This is a genomic window from Aquibium pacificum (genome assembly GCF_040839445.1).
Classification (GTDB): Bacteria; Pseudomonadota; Alphaproteobacteria; order Rhizobiales; family Rhizobiaceae; genus Aquibium; species Aquibium pacificus.
In genome coordinates, this window is record NZ_JBDPGJ010000002.1 from 849246 (window position 1) to 867301 (window position 18056).

Consider the following 18056-nt stretch of genomic DNA (forward strand, 5'->3'; position numbering starts at 1 on the left):
ACGATTTCGATCGCCGGCCCGCGGCGGCCGGGCTCATTCCCAGACGAAGGCGACCTTCTTGAGAGCCTTCTGGTCGAAAACCTCGATGCCTTCGGCGACGTCGCGCCCGCCGGTGCCCTGGTAGAAGGAAAGCGCGCCGTCGTTTTCCTCCAGCGCCCATACCACGAGGCCCTTCAGCCCGTGACGGGCCAACTTCTCGCGCGCCGCGTCGAACAGGCGCGTCCCGAGACCGACGCCCTGATATTCCGGTCGCAGGTAAAGTTCGTAGATCTCGCCCTGCTGCGGTAGTTCGCGTGCCCGGTTGCGACCCATCGTGGCATAGCCGGCGACGACGTCGCCGATCTCGACGACCAGGATGGCCGAGGCGCGCCGGATCGCGTTGCGCCACCATGCGCTGCCGCGCCGGTTCACCATCTTGGTCAGGGCACGGTGCGGGATGATGCCCGAATAGGCGCCGAGCCAGGCTTCCATATGCACGTCCGCGATCGCCGAGGCGTCCTTTTCCTCGGCACGGCGGATGTCGATGGTCAGCTTGGTCTTCATAATTCGTTAACCATAGCGCCGGGTGCGGCGCCTGTGCAAGACGGACGTGGTCAAAACGGCCACCGAAGAGGTGATTTCCACTGCGCGCGGAACCCTCGGAATTCGTCAGGACGGTCTTGCCCGGCGGCGAAAGGAACTCAGCCCAGCGTTTTCAGGACCTCGCGCGCGACCGCCTCGCCCGACAGCCGCGCTCCGCCGCAGGTCTGGATCAGCGGTCCCGCAAGGTGTTCGCCTGCGAACCAGATGCGGTCTGCGACGGGCCGCGACAGCGTCTCGCGAGCCCTGGCTTTGCCGGGCCGCGCCGCCGCGTAGGCGCCGCGGACGTACTTCTCGGCGCCCCAATTTGTCATCATGGATCGTCCGACATGCTTCTTCACGTCGCTGCCGAAGATGCCGCAAAGCCGGTCGACAACGAAATCGACGCCCGCCGCCTGTCCCGCCACTGACATTTCCCAGGCGAAATCGCCGCCAACGAAACCCACCATCAGGTCGAGGTCGAAGGGAAAGCACAGGAAGAATATGTCGTGGCGCGCGTGTCGCTCGATCAGGAGATCGTCGAAGGCGGACAGGCCGAGCCTCGTGCCCTTGATCTCGATCGGGATCTTGGTGAGCATGCCCATCGGCAGGTCGAAGAACGCCTCCTCGTAGAGGTCGGGCAATATCGGGTCGAATTCGATCTCCTCGTAGGCCAGAACGGCGGGCGAGGCCGTCACGATAACCGCCTTCGCGCGGATGGTACCCTTGCCGGTTTCGACCGCCACTCCGGGCAGGTCCCAGCGGATCTTGTGGGCCGGCGCCGAAAGCGTCACCGGCACGTCCGCGCCGAAATGCGCCACCAGCGCGCCGAACCCCTCCCTGGTGAAGTAGTTCGGGTCGAGATCGGCCGCCGCGCGGAAGTCCGCGATCGATATCTCGTCGTCGTCCTTGCCGAAATCCATCGGCCCGGAGAAGGTGGCCGCCGCCCGCACCGCGTGCCCCTTCGCCAGGAGCGAGGACAGCCGGTCGTCGTCGGAGGAGTGGCTTTCCAGGAGGTCCGCGAGGATGCCATCCGCTTTCCGTACCTCGGCCTCTTCCTCTTCGCTCGCCTTGCGCTTGCCGTAGTAGAGGTGGTCGAGGTTCATGTCGTGATGATAGAGCGTCCAGTTCGCCGCCTGGGCATCGGCGTAGTAGGGGTTGCGGTCGGCTGCGTGAAGCCAGGCGCAGCCGATGTCGAACGGAACGCCGAAATCGTTGCTCGTCGTCCAGGCCCGGCCGCCGATCCTGTCCATGGCCTCGACGACGGTGAAACTCCTTCCCGCGGCCCTCAATACCTTCGCGGCCGAAAGGCCCGCCGAGCCCGCTCCCACGATAACCACGTCGACATCGCCCATCTCGCCATTCCCGTTTCGATATGACAAAGATTGGACGTGATTGTGTGCCAATGGCGCACGTGCGGGAATGGGCTAACGAGATTCCGCACCGATATTATCATCGGATGCACCGCGCTGGGCGCGACCTGGCTACGTGCATCTTGCGAGAGATGGAGATGGCATAGATGCCGAAAGGCGGAATTTTCGCGGCAGCGCTCCTGGCGCTGGGACTGGCGACGGGGGCTGCGAACGCAGCCACTTGCGGCAATACGTCTGCGGGCTTCGACAACTGGAAACAGCAGATGGCAGCGGAGGCCGCCAGGGCCGGGGTCGGGCAGCGCGGACTGGCGGCTTTACAGGGCGCCCGCTATTCGCAGGGCACGATCAATGCCGATCGCGGCCAGAAGAGCTTCAAGTACTCGCTCGAGAAGTTCATGCAGGTTCGCGGCGCCACGACCATCGTTGCCAAGGGCAAGAAGCTGAAGGCGCAGAACGCGAAGCTTTTCGCCAACCTCGAGGCGCGCCATGGCGTTCCGGCTGGCCCGCTGATCGCCATCTGGGGCATGGAGACGGCCTTTGGCGGCTTCATGGGCGATACCAACCTGATCTCGGCGACCGCCACGCTCGCCTATGATTGCCGACGGTCCGATTTCTTCACCGGCCATCTGCTCGCGGCCCTGGAACTCGTGGATCGCGGCGTGGTGTCGGCGAATTCGGTCGGCGCCAAGCACGGCGAACTCGGCCAGACGCAGTTCCTGCCGGGCAGCATCCTGCGCTACGGGGTCGACGGCGACGGCAACGGGCGCATCGACCTGGTCGGCTCGACCGCCGACGCACTGGCCTCGACCGCGAATTTCCTGCGTGCCCACGGCTGGCGGCCGGGCGCCGGCTACCAGCCGGGGCAGCCAAACTACCGCGCCATCCAGGGCTGGAACGCCGCGACCGTGTACCAACAGGCGATCGCCATCATGGCGAAGCAGATCGACGGCTGACCGGCCGTCGCTCGCGATCACCGAACAATCGGGTCCGCCTCGGGCGGCCCGATTCATTCGGCGTAGGCGACCAGCAGGTCCTTGGCGTCGATCTGGTCTCCGGCATGCACCAGAACTTCGGCGATCTTTCCGTCGCGTTCGGCGTGCAGCGCCGTCTCCATCTTCATCGCTTCGATCGACAAGAGCACGTCGCCGGCCTTAACCTCCTGGCCCGCCGCGACCGCGAGCGTCGACACCACCCCCGGCATCGGCGCCCCCACATGCAGGTCGTTGCCGGGCTCAGCCTTGCGCCGCGCCTTGCCGTTCGAGGCGCCATGGGCCCGGTCCGGCACCTTCACGCGGCGCGGCTGGCCGTTGAGTTCGAAGAAGACCGTGACCATCCCCTTCTCGTCCGGTTCGCCGACGGCAAGGCAGCGGATCACCAGCGTCTTGCCGCGCTCGATGTCGACGAAGATCTCCTCCTCGGGTGACATTCCGTAGAAGTAGGTCGGCGTGGGCAGTACGCTGACGGGGCCGTAGGCCTCCTGTGCGGCGGCGAAATCGGCGAACACCTTCGGATACATGAGCGATGAGGCGAATTCGAACTCGCTGATCTCGCGGCCGACCTTCTCTTCCACATCGGCGCGTACGGCGGGAAGGTCGGCCGGCTTCAGCAGCGATCCGGGACGCACCGTGATCGGCTTCTCGCCCTTCAGCGCCTTCCTCTGCAAAGCCTCCGGCCAACCGCCCGGCGACTGTCCCAGATCGCCGCGCAGCATGGAGACGACAGAATCCGGGAAGGCGATGTCTCTGCCCGGATTCTCCACGTCGGCCACCGTCAGGTCCTGGCTCACCATCATCAGCGCCATGTCGCCGACCACCTTGGATGACGGCGTCACCTTGACAATGTCGCCGAACATCAGGTTCACGTCGTGATAGGCCTGCGCCACCTCGTGCCACCGCGTCTCCAGGCCAAGCGAGCGGGCCTGCTCCTTCAGATTGGTGAACTGGCCGCCCGGCATCTCGTGCAAATAGACCTCCGAGGCCGGTCCCTTGAGATCGCTCTCGAAGGCGGCGTACTGGTTGCGCACCGCCTCCCAGTAGAAGGAAATCCTGCGGATCCAGGCCGGGTCGAGCCCCGGATCGCGGTCGCTTCCCTTGAGCGCCTCGACGATCGAGCCGAGACAGGGCTGCGAGGTATTGCCCGACAATGCGTCCATCGCGGTGTCAACGGCGTCCACACCGCTTTCGATCGCCGCGAGCACGGTGGCGGCGGAAATGCCGGACGTGTCGTGCGTATGGAAATGGATCGGCAGCGCGGTCTCCTCGCGCAACGCTTTGAAGAGCACGCGCGCGGCGCCGGGCTTCAGCAACCCGGCCATGTCCTTGACCGCAATGATGTGGGCGCCCGCCGCCTCCAGCTCCTTGGCCAGCGCGGCATAGTATTTGAGGTCGTACTTGGATCGGGCCGGGTCCAATATGTCGCCCGTATAGCAGATGGTCGCCTCGCAGAGCTTGCCTTCCCCGACCACCGCGTCCATGGCGACGCGCATGTTCTCGACCCAGTTCAGGCAGTCGAAGACGCGGAAGAGGTCGATGCCCCCCGCCGCCGCCTGCTTGACGAAATGCCGGACGACGTTGTCGGGATAGTTGGTGTAGCCGACGCCGTTGGCGCCGCGTAGCAGCATCTGGAGGAGCAGGTTCGGCGCGCCCTTGCGCACCTCGTCCAGCCGCTCCCAGGGATCCTCGGTGAGAAAGCGCATGGCGACGTCGAACGTGGCGCCGCCCCAGCATTCGAGCGACAGGAGCTGCGGCAGCGCGCGCGCATAGGCGCCGGCGATCCGGCCGATGTCGTATGTCCGCATGCGCGTGGCCAGCAGCGACTGGTGGCCGTCGCGCATTGTCGTATCGGTGATGAGCACGCGCTGTTGCTGGCGCATCCACGCCGCGAACTTCTGCGGGCCGAGGCGGTCGAGCAGCTGCTTGCTCCCGTCGGGAACCTCGCCGCCGACGAACGGCACGACGGGGGCCGCGGCATCCGGGTTGGGGCGCGGCCGTCCGCGTGCTTCGGGATGGCCATTGACGGTGACGTCTGCGAGGTAGTTGACGAGCTTGGTCGCGCGGTCGCGCCGCTTCACCTGCGTGAAGAGCTCCGGCGTGGTATCGATGAAGCGGGTCGTATACGCATTGTCGCGGAAATCCGGGTGGCTGATGATCGCTTCCAGGAAGGTGAGGTTGGTCGCCACGCCGCGGATGCGGAATTCGCGCAGGGCGCGGTCCATGCGTTTGCGTGCCTCGTCCGCGGTGGGCGCCCAGGCCGTGACCTTCTCAAGCAACGGATCGTAGAAGCGGGTGATGACGGCGCCGGAATAGGCCGTGCCGCCGTCGAGACGGATGCCGAAGCCGGTAGCGCCGCGGTAGGCGGTGATGCGGCCGTAGTCGGGGATGAAGTTCTGCTCGGGGTCTTCCGTGGTGATACGGCACTGGAGCGCGTGACCGTTGAGCTTGATGTCGGCTTGCGCGGGAACCCCAGATTCCGGCGTGCCGATGGCGAAGCCGTCGAGGATGTGGATCTGCGCCTTGACGATGTCGATGCCCGTCACTTCCTCTGTGACCGTGTGCTCGACCTGGATGCGCGGGTTGACCTCGATGAAGTAGAACTTGCCGGTATCGGCGTCCTGGAGGAACTCCACCGTACCGGCGCCGATGTAGGCGGTGTCCTTGGCAAGTTTCAGGGCATAGCCGCACAGTTCGTTGCGCAGTTCCTGCGAGAGGTAGGGGGCCGGCGCGCGCTCGACGACTTTCTGGTTGCGCCGCTGGATGGAGCAATCGCGCTCGAACAGATGCACGGCGTTTCCATGCGTGTCGCCCAGCACCTGCACCTCGACGTGGCGCGCGCGCTCGATGAGCTTTTCCAGGTAGACCTCGTCCTTCCCGAAGGCGGCCTTGGCTTCGCGCTTGCCCTCGGTCACCTCGCGCAGGAGGTCGGCCTCGGAGCGGATCGAGCGCATGCCGCGACCGCCGCCGCCCCAGGAAGCCTTGAGCATGACGGGATATCCGACGTCGGCGGCCAGCGCCTTGATCGCCTCGGGATCGTCCGGCAGCGGTCCGGTTGCCGGGACGACCGGCACGCCGATCTCGATGGCAAGGTTGCGCGCGGCGACCTTGTTGCCCAGGCGGCGCATCGTTTCCGGCTTCGGACCGATGAAGACGATGCCGTTCGCCGCGCAGGCGTCGGCGAATTCGGGGCTCTCCGAAAGAAGGCCGTATCCGGGATGGATGGCGTCCGCGCCCGACAGTTTCGCAACCCGGATCACCTCGTCGATCGACAGGTAGCTTTCGATCGGACCCATGTCCTTCGGAAGGTGCGGTCCGCGGCCGATCGGGTAGGATTCATCCGCCTTGAAGCGGTGCAGCGAGTACTTGTCCTCTTCCGCCCAGATGGCGACGGTGCGGATGTCGAGTTCATTGGCGGCTCGGAAGATGCGGATCGCGATTTCGGAACGGTTGGCGACGAGGATCTTCTTGATCACGAGGCGGTCTCCGGCGGCGCTGAAGAAGGAAGTCGCTTATCCTTAGCGAGAATTTGCTGCAGTGCAAACCGATCGCTCGAACCACTTCTTGCAACCAAATTGGTTACATGCTTAGATTGGCCTCATGCAGGTTCTGTCGCGCTCCACCTTGCGGGCCTTCTGGCAACGGCATCCGGCGGCAGAAAAGCCGTTGCGCGTGTGGCTCTCCGTCGTGGAAAGTGCCTCATGGATTGGACCGAAGGACGTCAAATCTCGATTTGGTGCCAATGTCGATTTCGTTGCGGACAACCGGGCAATCTTCGATGTCGGTGGCAACAAGTTCCGGCTCATCGTGCACGTGTCCTACCGATATCGCCGGGTTCTGGTGAAGTTCGTGGGAACACACGCGGAGTATGACAAAATCGACCCGGAGACAGTCAATGAACATTCGTCCCATTAGAAACGAAGCCGATCACGCCTGGGCTCTCTCCGAGATCGGGCGGTACTTCGATCACGAGCCGGAGGAAGGCACGCCCGAAGCGGACCGGTTCGATGTTCTGGCGACGCTGATCGAAGCCTACGAACGCCAGCACTGGCCGATGGAATCGGGCACGATGACGCCAGTCGAAGCGCTAAAGGAATTCATGGCGCTGACGGGAAAGTCACAATCGGATCTCGCGAACCTGCTGGGCTACCGGTCGCGCGCGTCCGAAATCCTGCTCGGAAAGAGGGAACTCACGGTCGACATGATGAACATGCTGGTGCGGGAGTGGAAGATGCCTGCCGATCTTCTCATCGGCACAGGCGCCTCTTCGGGCAAGGCAGCCTGAATGCGAAGGCCCGGCGCATCGCTGCGCCGGGCCCGATATCCAATGAAGGATCAGGTCTGAAGCCTACTGCACCAGATAGTCGTAGTTGCCGTCCTTCCACTCGTAGAACACATAGCCGGGCAGGGTCACGTCGCCCTTGTCGTCGAATTCGAGCGAGCCGAGCACGGTGTCGAAGGCGCCGTCGTTGAGAGCGGCCACCACCGGTTCGAAGTCGGTCGAGCCCGCCTTCGTAGCGGCCGAAACCCAGGCCTGGATGGCGGCGTAGGTATAAAGCACGTAGCCTTCCGGCTCGATGCCCTTGGCGCGGAACTTCTCGACCAGCGGAGCCGCGATCTCGTTCTTGCGCGGGTCGGGCGAGAAGGTCATGAGCGTGCCTTCGCCGGCATCGCCGGTGATCGCCCAGTACTCGTCGGTGACGAGCGCGTCGCCCGACACCAGCACGGTGTCCATGCCCTGCTCGCGCATCTGGCGGGCCATCAGGCCGGCTTCCGTGTGATAGCCGCCGACATAGAGAACGCCGACGCCTTCGGACTTCAGCTTCGACACGAGAGCGGTGTAGTCCTTCTCACCGGCCGTATAGGCTTCGTAGAGAGCCGGCTTGCCGCCCGCCGCCTCGTAGGCCGCCATGGTGGCGTCGGCAAGGCCCTTGCCGTAGGCGGTCTTGTCGTGGACGAAGGCAACCTTCTTGTCGGCGAAGTTGTCGACAAGGAACTGGCCGGCAACCGCGCCCTGCTGGTCGTCGCGGCCGCAGACACGGAAGATGCCTTCGCCCGGACGCTCGTCGGTGAACTTCGGATTGGTCGATGCCGGCGAGATCTGGACGATGCCTTCCTCGGCGTAGACGGCCGAAGCCGGGATCGACGAGCCCGAGCAGAAGTGGCCGGCCATGAAGACCACGCCTTCGCCGGCCGCCTGGTTGGCGACGGCCACGGCCTGCTTGGGATCGCAGGCATCGTCGCCGATGAACAGCTTGAGCATCTCGCCGTTGACGCCGCCGGCTGCGTTGATGTCCTCGACGGCCTGCTCGGCGCCCGCCTTCATCTGCGCGCCGAACGACGCATACTGTCCGGTCATCGGACCGGCGGTACCGATAAGGATGTCCGCATATGCGGCGGAAGACATTGCGAAGGTCAGCGCAACGCCTGCCAAGAGTGATTTCTTCATGATAACTCCCTTAAACACCTGAGGAATGCCTGAACCGGCCGTGAGGGTGTTTGGTCTCCCCGGACCGGATGTGTGCGGGTGTTCCCTTCCCGCTTGCCGACATAAAAGCCCACTTCTTCAGCGAAATAAAGGCTCCAGGTCGAACTTCGTAAACGGCCGTGCCGCCGCCGTGCTCAGCGCCGCTTCCACCCGAAGGGTCCTGCGCGGTCGAATGCAAAGCCGTATTGCGTGGCCATCTGCTTAGAACGCGTCATGCGCATGCCGGCGAACCCGATGACGAGCAGCACCGCGAGATCGATCACATAGTAGTAGATCGTCAGGAGGCTGCCGGAAAACAGCGCGAAATGGATGAACCGCGTCGCGGCGGCGAGCAGGACGAGATAGACGACCAACTGCCGCTTCTCCAACCAGACATTCGCCGCTGAACGTCCCGTCATGAAGGCCGCCGCGCCCGCCAGGATGATCGTCACGAAGACGAACTCCCACGCCGAGACTTCCCACAGAATACCGTTTGCCTTTTCCATGTTCCCGCTCAGTGCCTTCCGCCTTCAAGATAGGCCGCGCGCACCTCTTCGCGTTTCAGAAGCTCCGCGCCGGTTCCGCTCATCGTGATGGAGCCGTTCACCATGACGTAGCCCCTGTGGGCGAGCTTGAGCGCGTGGAATGCGTTCTGCTCGACGAGGAAAACGGTTAGTCCGTCGGTGCGGTTGAGTTCCTTGATGACCTCGAAGATCTGCTTGACGATTAGCGGAGCGAGGCCGAGGGACGGCTCGTCCAGAAGAAGCAGCTTGGGGCGGCCCATCAGCGCGCGGGCGATCGCCAGCATCTGCTGCTCGCCGCCCGAAAGCGTGCCGCCGCGCTGCCCGGCCCGTTCCTTGAGGCGCGGGAAGAGCTCGAAGATGCGCTTCAGGTCGCCGTCGAAATGCTCGTCCGCCACCAGCGAGGCGCCCATCTGGAGGTTCTCCATGACGGTCATTCGCGGAAAGATGCGGCGGCCTTCCGGTGACTGGGCGATTCCGAGGCGGATGATCTCGTGCGTCGGCATCGAGGTGATGTCCTGCCCGTCGTAGACGATCTGGCCCGACCGCGCCTGCGGGCTTCCGCAGATCGTCATCATCAGCGTCGACTTGCCAGCACCGTTGGCCCCGATCAGGGTAACGATCTCGCCCGGATAGACGTCGACGTCGACGCCGCGCAGCGCGACGATCTTGCCGTAGTAGGTCTCGACCTTGCGCACGCTCAGCATCGGTTCGCGCGGGCTCATGCCTTGTCTCCCTCGTCGTGGAGGGTGGTGCCCGAACGCGCCTCGGCGTCCTCTACGTCATGGAGCACTTCGGGAATGTCGATCTCCTCCTCGTCGTCGACGCCGAGATAGGCAGCGATCACCTTCGGGTCGTTCCTCACATGCGAGGCGTCGCCGTCGGAAATCTTCACGCCGTAGTCCAGCACCACGATGTGGTCCGATATCTCCATCACCACGCCCATGTCGTGCTCGATGAGGAGGACGGACGTGCCGTGCTTCTCTCGGATGAACTTCAGGAGTTCGTTGAGTTCGTGCGATTCGCGCGGATTGAGGCCGGCGGCGGGCTCGTCGAGGCACAGCAGCAGCGGTTCCGTGCACATGGCACGGGCGATCTCGAGACGCCGCTGCGCGCCGTAGGGCAGGTCGGCGGCGGGATCGTCGGCGCGGTCGACGAGATGGACCTGCTCCAGCCAGTAGACCGCCCGGTCGATCGCTTCCCGCTCCGCCCGCTTGTAGGCGGGAATGCCCACGATGCCGCCGAAGGTGAATGCGGAGGCCTTCATCAACGGGTTGTGCTGCGCCACCAGGAGGTTTTCCAACACCGTCATGCCGCCGAACAGCCGGATGTTCTGGAACGTGCGCGCGACCTTGGCGCGCTTTGAGATCTCGAAATCGGGCATGCGCTCGAGCAGGAACACGGCACCGTTGGCGTTCTGCTTCCAGCGCAGCCCGCTGTCGGTCACCTCGTCTATGACGTCCTGCTGCAAGCCCGCCCCGTGGCGCATCACCGTGCGCCCCTCGGTGGGCTTGTAGAAACCCGTGACGCAGTTGAAGACCGTCGTCTTGCCTGCCCCGTTGGGGCCGATCAGCGCGGTGATGTCGCCGCGCCCGACATTGAAGGAGAGGTCACTCACCGCCACGAGGCCGCCGAAACGCATCGTCAGGTGCTCGACGGTGAGGACGGGATCGATCTCCCATCTGCGGGCGGCGCCCGTAGCGGTCTTTTCCATCGTCGAAACCATCAGTGACCTTCGCCCTGTGCGACCATGTCGGCGCCGATCCGCTTCTTCTCCCTGAGCACGGCTGTTGGCTCGCGGGTCGAGACGAGGCCGCGCGGCTTCCACACCATGATGAGCACCATGGCCAGACCGAAGATCAGCATGCGGTACTGCGTCGGGTCGAAGCCGGGACCGAAGATGTTGCTCAGGAATCCGAGGTTTCGCAGCATTTCGATGCCGCCGATCATGACCACCGCCGAGATGACGACGCCGATCTGCGAGCCGAGGCCGCCCAGCACGACGATCGCCAGGATGATCGCCGATTCAAGGAAGGTGAAGCTTTCCGGCGAGATGAAGCCCTGCCTGGTGGCGAAGAACGAGCCGGCAATGCCGCCGAACATGGCGCCCAGCGCAAACGCGGTCAGCTTGGTGTTGGTCGTGTTGATGCCGAGCGACCGGCAGGCGATCTCGTCCTCGCGCAGCGCTTCCCATGCCCGGCCGACCGGCAGCTTGCGCAGCCGCAGGGTGACGAGGTTGGTGATGATCGCGAGGATGAAGATGATGTAATAGAGGAAGATAAACCGGTGGATGTTGTCGTATTCGAGACCGAAGAAATCGGCGAAGCCACCCTCGCCGCGCGAGAATTCGAGACCGAACAGCGTCGGCTTGGGTATTCCCGAAATCCCGTCGGGACCGCCGGTGAAGTCGTACCAGTTCAGGAGCACGACGCGGATGATCTCGCCGAAGGCGAGCGTCACGATCGCGAGATAGTCTCCGCGCAGCCTGAGCACGGGGAAGCCGAGGATGATGCCCCAGAATGCCGCGAGACAGCCGGCCAGCGGCAGCGCTGTCCAGAAGCCGATGAATTCGAAATAGGTCGACAACAGAGCGAAGGAATAGGCGCCCACGGCGTAAAAGGCGACATAGCCGAGATCGAGCAGGCCTGCGAGACCGACCACGATGTTCAGGCCCCACCCCAGCATGATGTAGGTCATGATGAGGATGGCGAGATCGATGTACTGGCGGTCCTGGCCGGGAAAGAAATAGGTGAAGAAGAAGGGCAGCACGATCGCGAAGGCGAAGAGGAACCGTCCGAGCCATGTTCCGACGCCGGCGAAGCCTCGCGCGCGGCTCGAGAAGCTCTGCGATAGCCGGGCGGTCAGCGGGTTGGCGGTGCGGAAGACGAAGACGTTGAGTAGCAATCGGGCGCCGAAGACGATTGCGACCGCGGTGAAGAGCAGCCCCCAGCGGAAACTCAGGGCCAACCCGCCCGCAGCGATGTCGGATCTGACGCCGAGGAAGAAGAAGCCGAGGACGAAGGTCAGCGCGGCCGCGACGAGGGCGTCGCGGAGTGAGTTCCCGGTCGAATTCCTGTCGGCTTCGGGAACGATCAGCGGCGCCTTTCCGCGCTCCTCCAGTGCTCTCTGGGCGCCTTCCGGACGCATGTCGGAGGTCGGCGCACCCGTGCTGTCGGCCGCCATCAGACCTTCTCCACTTCCGGTTTGCCGAGCAGGCCGGAGGGCAGGAAGATCAGCACGATCGCCAGGATCGAGAAGGCGGCCACGTCCTTGTATTCGATCGTGAAGTAGCCCGACCAGAAGACCTCGATGAGGCCGATCAGCAGACCGCCCAACATGGCGCCGGGCAGGGAACCGATGCCGCCGAGCACAGCCGCGGTGAATGCCTTCACGCCGGCGAGGAAGCCGATGTAGAAGTCGATCACGCCGTAGAGCAGCAGGAACATCAGGCCGGCGACGGAGGCGAGTGCTGCACCCATGACGAAGGTGAGCGAGATCGTGCGGTCGACGTTGACGCCGAGCAGCGCGGCCATCTTGCGGTCCTGCTCGCAGGCCCTTTGCGCGCGGCCCAGCGGCGTGCGCGAGATGAGCAGCGTGAAGCCGACCATCAGCACCAAGGTCGTCAGGATGATGATCATCTGGATATAGGAGAGCTGGACCACCATGCGGCCGTTTTCCGTCATGCCGTCCATGATGGTGATGCCGCCCTGGATCTGCGGCGGGATCGGCTTGTTGCGCGCGCCCTGCGTCACCTGGACGAAGTTCTGGAGCACGATCGACATGCCGATGGCGGTGATCAGCGGCGCCAGGCGGAAGGATCCGCGTAGCGGGCGGTAGGCTAGGCGCTCCACCGTCCAGCCCCAGGCGGAGGTGAACAGCATCGCCACGATCAGCACGATGAGCAGCACGACCGGCAGGAAGACGAACCCGAAGACCGTCGTCAGGATCAGGAATGTCGCCAGTGCGATGAACGACCCGACCATGAAGATGTCACCATGGGCGAAGTTGATCATGCCGATGATGCCGTAGACCATCGTGTAGCCGATCGCGATCAGTCCGTAGATCGATCCCAGCGTCAGCCCGTTGATAAGCTGCTGGACGAAATATTCCATCGTCGGTGGTTCCCCTGGAGCGTCGCCGGTGGCGCGCCCTTCTTTGTTCCCCTTTGTTCCTTATCCCTTCGAAGGTGGATTGCAACGGGAAAAATGGTTCCCTTGCGCCACCTACGGGGGACCCGCGACTGCCGCTCGTTGCGGCTTTCCCGCGGCTGGGCCAGCTTCGAGGCTAGCATTGGCACACCGCAAAGTCCTTGCCTATTTCCGCGCGAACACCGTCGCAAACAGGAAGGTTTTTGCGTGAGAAGTTTCTTCCCGGATTTTTCCTTGCGGGCGAGACACCCGTTCATCAGCGCCGACATCGGGCTCATCGGACCACGAATCCATGGGCGAACGGATCGCGGTCGTCGATGAAGATGGTGTTGTAGCCGGTCGTCCGCGCCCAGCCTCCGACCGAGGGGATGATCGCCGGCCGGCCCGCGACCTGCGTCTCCCGCTCGATGCGCCCCTTGAACAGCGACCCGATGATCGATTCATGCACGAAGCCGTCGCCGGCCTTCAGTTTCCCCTTGGCGTGAAGCTGCGCCATGCGGGCCGAGGTGCCGGTGCCGCATGGCGAACGGTCGATCGCCTTGTCGCCGTAGAAGACGGCATTGCGCGCGTCGGCGCCCTCGACCGTCGGCGCACCCGTCCACAGGATGTGCGACAGGCCGGATATCGCCGGGTTCTCCGGATGCTCGAAGCGGTAGGCATTATTGAGCCGTGCACGCAGCACCGGGCTCCAGCCGATCAGTTGCCCGGCGGAATGATCCGCCATGTCGCGGTAGTTTTCCTGCGGCTCGACGATCGCGTAGAAGTTCCCGCCATAGGCGACGTCCAACCGCAGCCGGCCGAGGTCGGGACAGTCGACCTCCAGGCCTTCCGAATGCAGGAAGGCCGGCACGTTGGTGATGCGCACTTCCTCGACATATTCGCCTTCCTGGCGGTATTCGGCGGTCACGAGACCTGCCGGCGTGTCGAGCCGCAGCACACCCGGCGTCTTCGGCCGGATCAGCCCGTGCTCGATCGCCATCGTCACCGTCCCGATCGTCCCGTGCCCGCACATCGGCAGACAGCCGGACGTCTCGATGAAGAGGATCGCGACGTCGCAGTCCTCGCGCGTCGGCGGATAGAGGATCGAGCCGGACATCATGTCGTGGCCGCGCGGCTCGAACATCAGACCGGTGCGGATCCAGTCGTATTCGGCCAGGAAATGCGCCCGCCGCTCCATCATCGTGGAGCCCTGGAGCAGCGGCCCACCGCCGGTCACCAACCGGACCGGATTGCCGCAGGTGTGCCCGTCGATGCAGTGGAAGGAATGGCGCGCCATGGCGGAAACTCAGAACCTCTGCGGGCTGAAGGGGGAAAGATCGATCGCCGCAGACTGCCCCGCCGCGAGGTCGCGGACAAGCCGCCCGGTGGCCGCGGCCTGGGTGAGGCCGAGATGACCGTGGCCGAAGGCATAGATGACACGATCGTCGCCCGCCGCGCGCCCGATCACCGGCAGCGTATCCGGCAGGGAAGGTCGGTAGCCCATCCATTCGCGCCCGCCCTCCGCCTTCAGGGACGGCATGAAGCGCTGCGCCTTGCGAAGCATCGCCTTCGATCGCGCATGGTTCGGCGGCGCCTTCAGGCCCGCCAGCTCCACCGCGCCGCCGACCCGTATGCCGGTCGACAGCGGCGTCACGACGAAACCGTGCGCGGAAAAGATCAGCTGGAGCTTCAGGTCGAAGGCATCCGCCGGAAGCGTGGTGTTGTAGCCGCGCTCGGTCTCCAGCGGGATGCGGTCGCCGAGCCCGCGCGCAAGAAGGTGCGACCAGGCTCCGCAGGCGACCACGATCCGCCCGGCCCGCAGCCGCTGGCCGTCGGCGAGACGGACCTCCGGCATCTCTCCGGACTGGCCGACATTCTCGACGGTGCCTTTCCGGAACCGCGCCCCGTTCCGCTCCGCATGCGCCCAGATCGCCTTGCCGAGTTCCTGCGGGTCGGAGACCGTCTTCCATCCCGGCACGAAGGTTCCCTTGACGAATTGCGGCGACAGGCCCGGCTGGATTTCCGCTATGCCGTCCCGCTCCAAATGGCGGTAGGCGATGCCGAAGCGGTCGCGCGCGGCCCAGCCGGGCAGCGACGCCGCGAACTCCGCCTCGCTCTCGTAAAGCTCCAGCGAGCCGTTCTCGCGCAGCATCGGCCGCGTACCGCTGCGCTCCATCAGCCCCATCCACTCGGCCTCGGCGAGCCGCATCAGCGAGGCCTGGGCGGCGAGCGCGCCCTCGTAGGCCGACCCGCGCCCCGCGCGCCAGAACCGGTAAAGCCAGGGCAGGAGGCTCGGCAGGTACGAAGGCGGGATCGAGAGCGGCCCGAGCGGATCGGAAAGCCAGCGCGGTAAATGGCGCATCATGCCTTTCTGCGCCAGCGGCAGCACGTCGGAAAAGGCGAGTGCCGCGGCATTGCCGGAACTCGTCTCCTCCACGATGCCGGTGCGGTCGATCACCAGGGGACGAAAGCCGCCTTCGGCCAGCGCCGCCGCGCAGCAAACGCCGACGATCCCGGCACCGACGACAATGACGTCGTGGTCTTCCTCAGGTGCGGCTGAAGCGCTCATCCACGGACCTTAGGCGCCTTTCTGATACCTTCAGAGCTTCGGCAGCTCCGGGCGTGTCGCCATCGCGTCCTTCACCACCTTTTCCACCGTCGCCCGGCGCTCGCCGGACAGCGGCTTGCGCGGCATGCGCACGCGGTCGTTGGTACCGATGGCGAAGACCTCGGCAAGCTTGATGTTCTGGACCAGATAGGTCGAGACGTCGAGGTCGAGCAGCGGCCGGAACCAGCGGTAGATGGCGAGTGCCTCGTCGCGGCGCCCCGACTTCATCAGCCGGTAGATCGCCACCGTCTCGGCCGGAAACGCCGTGACCAGCCCGGCCACCCAACCGATCGCGCCCACCGACAGCGCCTCGAAGGCGAGGTTGTCGACGCCGGTGAAGAGGTCGAACCGGTCGCCGAATGCGTTGACGATGTCGGTGGAGCGGCGGATGTCGTCCGAGGATTCCTTGACCGCGACGAAGCGCGCGTCGGCCGCCAGTTCCTCCATGATCGGGATGGTCACGTCCACCCGGTAGGCGAGCCGGTTGGAATAGATCATCACCGGCAGGTCGCCCGCGGCCGCGACCGCCGAAAGCGCGGCGACGGTCTCGTCCGGATTGGTGTGGTAGATCGGGCTCGGCACGACCATCAGCCCGTCGGCGCCGGCAGCCGCCGCCTTCTTCGCCATGGCGCAGGCCTCGCGCGTGCCGGGCTCGTTGACGGTCAGGAGCACCGGCTTTCCGCCGGCGACTCCGCGGGCGGTCTTCAGCACCTCCAGCTTCTCCTCATGCGACAGCATCGGCCCTTCGCCGAGCGATCCCGCCACGATGATGCCGTCGCAGCCCGCCTCCATCTGCAGGGCGAAGCAGCGCTCCATCTCCGCGTGATCGAGTTCGTCGCTCTCGGTGAACTTCGTCGTCACCGCGGGGAAAACACCTGCCCACATGGCCACTCTCCTTCTGATATATCTGTGATATATCTGGCGCGGTTGGGCCTGTCAATCGCAACCGAAGCCTGATATGCAAGTGATATATCAAATGGCAGACCGATGAACCCTCCCGAAACCCCGGCCGAGCCGGCCGCAGCCCGGGCCTACCGCGCGCTGGAGCGCATGATCGTGACGCTGGAACTTGCGCCAGGCTCCACGACCACGGAAGGCGCTCTGATCGAACGGCTAGGCCTCGGTCGCACGCCGGTGCGAGAGGCGGTGCAGCGGCTCGCCTGGCAAGGTCTTCTGGAGATCAGGCCACGCGCCGGCGTCGCCGTGGCGCCGCTTCATCCCGGCGACTGGCTGAAGGTGATCGACGCCCGCCGCGCCGTCGAGGTGCTGTTGGCTCGAGCGGCGACGCGCAACGCGACGCGCGAGGCGGCGGAGAAATTCAGTAATGCGGCGCTGTGGATGCAGAAGGCCGTTATCAAGGACAACGTGCTGTCTTTCCTCGAAGCAGACAAGAGCCTCGACGAAGCCTTGGCGCTTGGCGCAGACAATGCCTTCGCGTCGCGCCTCGCCGCGCCCTTGCAGACCCATAGCCGCCGCTTCTGGTTTCGGTATCAGGCCGAAACCGGCCTCGCCGAAGCAGCCGACCGCCATCTGTCGATGGTGCGGGCCATCATGGCCGGAGACGAGGAAAAAGCCGGCCAGGAGGCCGACCGACTGATGCTCACCCTGCGCCGACGGGCCGAGGAGGCTCTGCGGCGCTGACGCAGAGCGTCAGACGCCTAGCCCGGCGATCTGGGTATTGGCCTCGAAACCTTCGCCGACGGCCAGCACGCAGCTAACGCCGTCCGTGCCGGTGGCCAAAATCGTCCAGGTGCCGGATGGCGACACGAATATCTCCATCATGGCGTTCTCGTCCACGAGGCCCGTCGCCAGGGACTGTTCGCGGAACTGCTGGCCGAGATCGGCAACCATGGAGTCGCGCTTGCCGCAGAGTTCGAGGCTCGGCGCCTGCGACGCCTGCACCCGCGCCTCCGGGGAAGCCGCCAGCGGCGGCGGGCTAATGCCATCCATCGGGGAGCCGGAGCCGGCCATCGAAGCGATCGGAATTGCAGTGAGGGTGATGGCTGCGGCGATCGCGGCGACAGTGACGGGGAGCTTTGCCATGGGAATACTTCTCCTTCATCTCGCGAGCACGAGACGTTGTGCCTCCTTCCGGGGGCGCGATTGGCTTTTCCTTGAACCTTCGCCCGCAGGCGATTGGAGAATTAAGTCGCAGGGCCCAAACGGGTTCCACAACGGCCTTCACGAAATGATGACGACGGGAAACGCGTGGCGGCGACCGGGAACGATGTCGGAGATGAACGTGCTGGCGCGACGCTAACGCTCGCGCCACCGCTGACGCCGACGGTTGTCGTCGCTACCCCACCTTCGTCATCCCAGGGCGAAGCAGCCGCGAAGCGGCGTCGCGCAGACCCTGGGATCCAGGTCTGAGCGTACCGGCAGCGTGAGGTGGTTCAGGAAGCCGCTCTCGCCG

At 65.0% G+C, this 18056-nt stretch carries 17 protein-coding genes; 4 read left to right on the forward strand and 13 right to left on the reverse strand.

Annotation, left to right across the window (positions count from 1 at the left end):
- Positions 1 to 33: 33 nt before the first annotated feature.
- Together ABGN05_RS10530 and ABGN05_RS10535 are read right to left on the reverse strand one after the other, a co-directional pair.
- Complete coding sequence (locus tag ABGN05_RS10530; RefSeq protein ID WP_367953962.1) at positions 34 to 543, reverse strand: GNAT family N-acetyltransferase; 510 nt, start codon at positions 541 to 543, stop codon at positions 34 to 36.
- 137 nt (positions 544 to 680) lie between these two features.
- A complete protein-coding gene (locus ABGN05_RS10535) occupies positions 681 to 1913 on the reverse strand; it encodes a flavin monoamine oxidase family protein (RefSeq protein WP_367953963.1) in 1233 nt (410 codons plus the stop codon).
- Positions 1914 to 2077: 164 nt separating this feature from the next.
- Between ABGN05_RS10535 and ABGN05_RS10540 the strand changes: the two genes are divergently transcribed.
- On the forward strand, positions 2078 to 2884 hold the full coding sequence (locus tag ABGN05_RS10540) for a lytic murein transglycosylase (RefSeq protein ID WP_367953964.1): 807 nt from the start codon (positions 2078 to 2080) through the stop codon (positions 2882 to 2884).
- A 53-nt stretch (positions 2885 to 2937) separates the two neighbouring features.
- On the opposite strand, the gene pyc is transcribed toward ABGN05_RS10540, so the two are convergent.
- Positions 2938 to 6396: a pyruvate carboxylase gene (pyc, locus tag ABGN05_RS10545; protein WP_367953965.1), complete on the reverse strand. Its 3459-nt coding sequence runs from the start codon at positions 6394 to 6396 to the stop codon at positions 2938 to 2940.
- A gap of 124 nt (positions 6397 to 6520) precedes the next feature.
- Between pyc and ABGN05_RS10550 the strand changes: the two genes are divergently transcribed.
- On the forward strand, positions 6521 to 6835 hold the full coding sequence (locus ABGN05_RS10550; protein WP_367953966.1) for a type II toxin-antitoxin system HigB family toxin: 315 nt from the start codon (positions 6521 to 6523) through the stop codon (positions 6833 to 6835).
- On the forward strand, positions 6816 to 7205 hold the full coding sequence (locus tag ABGN05_RS10555; protein ID WP_367953967.1) for a helix-turn-helix domain-containing protein: 390 nt from the start codon (positions 6816 to 6818) through the stop codon (positions 7203 to 7205). Before ABGN05_RS10550 ends, ABGN05_RS10555 begins: the two co-directional genes overlap by 20 nt.
- 63 nt (positions 7206 to 7268) lie before the next feature.
- On the opposite strand, the gene ABGN05_RS10560 is transcribed toward ABGN05_RS10555, so the two are convergent.
- From ABGN05_RS10560 to ABGN05_RS10600, 9 genes are all read right to left on the reverse strand, one after another.
- Positions 7269 to 8369, reverse strand: a complete 1101-nt coding sequence (locus tag ABGN05_RS10560; protein WP_367953968.1) for a branched-chain amino acid ABC transporter substrate-binding protein — start codon at positions 8367 to 8369, stop codon at positions 7269 to 7271.
- Positions 8370 to 8542: 173 nt separating this feature from the next.
- Complete coding sequence (locus ABGN05_RS10565; protein WP_367953969.1) at positions 8543 to 8893, reverse strand: DUF6867 family protein; 351 nt, start codon at positions 8891 to 8893, stop codon at positions 8543 to 8545.
- 8 nt (positions 8894 to 8901) lie between these two features.
- Positions 8902 to 9633 carry an ABC transporter ATP-binding protein gene (locus ABGN05_RS10570; protein ID WP_367953970.1) on the reverse strand — a complete coding sequence of 244 codons (732 nt, stop codon included), beginning with the start codon at positions 9631 to 9633 and terminating at the stop codon, positions 8902 to 8904.
- Positions 9630 to 10634 (reverse strand): ABC transporter ATP-binding protein, encoded by a 1005-nt coding sequence (locus ABGN05_RS10575; RefSeq protein ID WP_367953971.1) that lies wholly within the window; start codon positions 10632 to 10634, stop codon positions 9630 to 9632. Before ABGN05_RS10575 ends, ABGN05_RS10570 begins: the two co-directional genes overlap by 4 nt.
- Positions 10634 to 12091 (reverse strand): high-affinity branched-chain amino acid ABC transporter permease LivM, encoded by a 1458-nt coding sequence (gene livM, locus ABGN05_RS10580; protein ID WP_367953972.1) that lies wholly within the window; start codon positions 12089 to 12091, stop codon positions 10634 to 10636. The genes ABGN05_RS10575 and livM overlap by 1 nt, the downstream gene beginning before the upstream one ends.
- Positions 12091 to 13020 carry an ABC transporter permease subunit gene (locus ABGN05_RS10585; protein ID WP_072601421.1) on the reverse strand — a complete coding sequence of 310 codons (930 nt, stop codon included), beginning with the start codon at positions 13018 to 13020 and terminating at the stop codon, positions 12091 to 12093. Before ABGN05_RS10585 ends, livM begins: the two co-directional genes overlap by 1 nt.
- A gap of 310 nt (positions 13021 to 13330) precedes the next feature.
- Complete coding sequence (locus tag ABGN05_RS10590) at positions 13331 to 14332, reverse strand: 4-hydroxyproline epimerase (protein ID WP_367953973.1); 1002 nt, start codon at positions 14330 to 14332, stop codon at positions 13331 to 13333.
- Positions 14333 to 14341: 9 nt separating this feature from the next.
- On the reverse strand, positions 14342 to 15604 hold the full coding sequence (locus ABGN05_RS10595; protein ID WP_367953974.1) for an NAD(P)/FAD-dependent oxidoreductase: 1263 nt from the start codon (positions 15602 to 15604) through the stop codon (positions 14342 to 14344).
- Positions 15605 to 15634: 30 nt separating this feature from the next.
- A complete protein-coding gene (locus ABGN05_RS10600; protein WP_367953975.1) occupies positions 15635 to 16528 on the reverse strand; it encodes a dihydrodipicolinate synthase family protein in 894 nt (297 codons plus the stop codon).
- Between the two features lie 102 nt (positions 16529 to 16630).
- Between ABGN05_RS10600 and ABGN05_RS10605 the strand changes: the two genes are divergently transcribed.
- Positions 16631 to 17284: a GntR family transcriptional regulator gene (locus ABGN05_RS10605; protein ID WP_367953976.1), complete on the forward strand. Its 654-nt coding sequence runs from the start codon at positions 16631 to 16633 to the stop codon at positions 17282 to 17284.
- Between the two features lie 9 nt (positions 17285 to 17293).
- Here ABGN05_RS10605 and ABGN05_RS10610 read toward each other — a convergent pair whose 3' ends face one another.
- The gene (locus tag ABGN05_RS10610; protein ID WP_367953977.1) at positions 17294 to 17686 is read right to left on the reverse strand and encodes a hypothetical protein; all 393 of its coding nucleotides are present in this window, start codon (positions 17684 to 17686) and stop codon (positions 17294 to 17296) included.
- Positions 17687 to 18056 lie beyond the last annotated feature (370 nt).